The 2,151-nt window shown below is 71.4% G+C and carries 2 protein-coding genes; both read left to right on the top strand.

Annotated features, from left to right (window positions below):
• Positions 1–240: 240 nt before the first annotated feature.
• Positions 241–606 (top strand): hypothetical protein, encoded by a 366-nt coding sequence (locus ABZW30_RS46885; protein WP_355677476.1) that lies wholly within the window; start codon positions 241–243, stop codon positions 604–606.
• Complete coding sequence (locus ABZW30_RS46880) at positions 603–2,120, top strand: ISKra4 family transposase (RefSeq protein WP_355677475.1); 1,518 nt, start codon at positions 603–605, stop codon at positions 2,118–2,120. The genes ABZW30_RS46885 and ABZW30_RS46880 overlap by 4 nt, the downstream gene beginning before the upstream one ends.
• The last annotated feature ends 31 nt before the right edge of the window (positions 2,121–2,151 follow it).

Here is a 2,151-nt window from a genome sequence, read left to right as displayed (position 1 = left end):
GGGTGCAGATCTTGTGAGGGTGCCTCGTTGGGGTGATTTCCGGGGACTTGCCAGTGTGGCGGACCTGGCGGACTTCTAGCGTCGTCGGCGTCGAGTTCGCCGTGGGGGCGGACGTTGGGCGAGGTGGGTGGTGTGGTGCCGTCGTTGATCGAGGCACTCGAGGCCAGGGAGGCCGCGGCGCGAGGCTAGGCCGATCGACTCCGTGAGCAGATCGCCGGGCTCTCCGAGGAGTTGTCCCGGTTGGAGGGGTTGCTGTCCCGGCTGCGGATCACGCGGGAGACGGTGGACGAGGTTCTGGCCGACGGGCCGTCAACGGCCGTCAATGGCAAGGGCGCCTCGAAGAGTGCGGCTGAAGCGCTGCTGGCGGCCGAGGCGGAGCTGGACGTGACGGTGATGTCGCCGGAGTACCAGGCGATCATCGGCCTGTTCGCGACGTCCGGGGCCGCGATGCGTTGCAAGGAGGTGTGCGCGGCGCTGGGGCTCGGATCCGAGGCACGTCATGTCGAGGGCATGCGGTCGAAGCTGAAGCGTCTGGTCGAGCGCGGGATTCTGGCCGAGACGTCGCCGGGGTTGTTCAAGGTCGACGGGCGGGAGCTGGGCTGGTGAGCGCGTTGGAGACGGCCGAGGCCGCGTTCGCCGCCTCGCGGCGGCTGTTCGATGGGGTGGCCGAGGAGTTGCAGGGGTCGGACGCGGCCGCGTTGACGCACTCGCAGCTGGAGGAGCTGCTGGGGTCGCGGATGCGGGAGGTGACCCGGCAGCTGTTCGACGACCATCTGCGGCTGCGGGCGCTGACCGAGCAGCGGCTGCCACAGGTGGTGGATGCCGAGGGGGTCGAGCGGTCGAGGATCGAGCGGGGCCGGTCGCGGAGCTTATCCACGGTGTTCGGGAAGGTGACGGTGACCCGGATCGCCTACCGTGGCACCCAGGTGGCCGATCTGCACCCGGCCGACGCGGTGCTGAACCTGCCCGCCGGGATGCACAGCCATGGGCTGGTCAAGCTCGCCGCCATCGAGGCGTCACGCGGCTCGTTCGCTGAGGCCCGCGAGCGGATCAACGCCGTCACCGGCGCAGGGATCGGGCACCGGCAGGTCCAGGAGCTGACCATCGGCGCTGCCGCGGACATCGACTCCTTCTACGACGCGCTGGTGCCCGCGCCGTGCACCGACGCCACCACGCTGGTGCTCACGGTCGACGGCAAGGGCGTGGTGATAAGGCCGGAAGCGCTGCGGGACGCGACCGCGAAGGCCGCCGCCGCGAAGGGCTGCAACGCGATGCGCACCCGCCTGGCCGCCGGGGAGAAGCTGGGCCGCAAGCGCATGGCCACCCTCGCGGCGGTCTACGACGCCGAGCCCGCCGTCCGCGGCGTCGACGACATCATCACCGGCCCCGACACCGGCGACGACACCCCAACGACGGAGCGCCGCCCCGGGCCGAAGGCCCGGTCGAAGTGGCTGACCGGCTCGCTCCACCACAGCGCCGCGCAGGTGGTGGCCGCCGCCTTCGACCAGGCCGAACACCGCGACCCCGGGCACCGCCGACCCTGGGTAGTGCTCGTGGACGGCGCCCGCCACCAACTCGACCTGATCGCCGCCGAAGCCACCCGCCGCGGCGTGACGGTGCACATCGTCGTCGACCTGATCCACGTCCTCGAATACCTGTGGGGCGCGGCCTGGTGCCTGCACACCCCCGGCGACCCGGCCGCCGAGGCATGGGTCGCCCGTCACGCCCGCGCCCTCCTCGCCGGCGGCGCCGACCAGGTCGCCGACGCCCTCAAAGCCGCCGCCCGCGCCGCCCGGTTGACCAAGAACCGCCGCAAGGGCATCGACGACGCCGTTGCCTACCTGTGCAACAAGGCCGAGCACCTGCGCTACGACCTCGCCCTGGACCGCGGCTGGCCCATCGCCACCGGCATCATCGAGGGCGCCTGCCGCCACCTGGTCAAGGACCGCCTGGACATCACCGGAGCCCGCTGGGGCCTGTCCGGCGCCGAGGCCGTCCTCAAGCTCCGTGCCCTGCGCAGCAACGGCGACTTCGACGCCTACTGGGCCTGGCACGAACAGCAGGAGTTCACCCGCAACCACCAAGCCCGCTACCGCGATGGGCTCAACCTCGCGGCTTGATCAACAACACCCCGATTGGATCTGCACCCAA

The organism is Kitasatospora sp. NPDC004669 (assembly GCF_040609455.1).
Classification (GTDB): domain Bacteria; phylum Actinomycetota; class Actinomycetes; order Streptomycetales; family Streptomycetaceae; genus Kitasatospora.
The sequence above is the reverse complement of the archived record's forward strand: the minus strand, read 5'-3'. Positions and strand labels throughout refer to the sequence as shown.